The sequence below is a fragment of the Mesorhizobium argentiipisi (SeqCode) genome (genome assembly GCF_037179585.1).
Lineage (GTDB): Bacteria > Pseudomonadota > Alphaproteobacteria > Rhizobiales > Rhizobiaceae > Mesorhizobium > Mesorhizobium argentiipisi.
In genome coordinates, this window is record NZ_JAPYKO010000111.1 from 1 (window position 1) to 450 (window position 450).

Sequence of the window (450 nt, forward strand, 5' to 3'; positions counted from 1 at the left end):
ACGTGGCTGACACCCTTCATCATCTCGATGCCGAAGCGCGGGTCCTTGAAGAAGGCCGCCGGCTCCATGCCCTCGAAGGCGCGCACGTCCTCGAGCAGCCGGAGCTTCCGGCCCGTGCCGAGATCGCTCTTCATCGCGGTGATGACGGCGTTCATCTCCTCGTCGGAGATCTTCCCGTCGACGACGATCTCGGCGATGTCGGACTCCGGCTTCTTCTCGTAGCTCAGCACGCGGCCGCTCCTCTGGATGTGCGCCCGGAGGCTAGCATCGAAACGGGGCGCGGCAAGCGGTGCACGCTCGATGGCGGGGGATGAGCCTTACAGAAAGCTCTGCGGGTCGACGTCGACGGTGACGCGCAGGTTTCCCCTCGGCTTCGGCCCCCGGGCCAGCCAGTCCCGCAGGTAGGCCTGGATGTCGACGCTGCGCTCGGTCTTGACCAGCAGCCGGAAG

General features: G+C 66.7%; 1 protein-coding gene. It reads right to left on the bottom strand.

The features are described 5' to 3' along the window. A partial coding sequence (locus O7A05_RS34165) for a SpoIIAA family protein (RefSeq protein ID WP_337097809.1) occupies window positions 1–230 on the bottom strand: 230 nt, incomplete at its 3' end. Window positions 231–450: the final 220 nt, after the last annotated feature.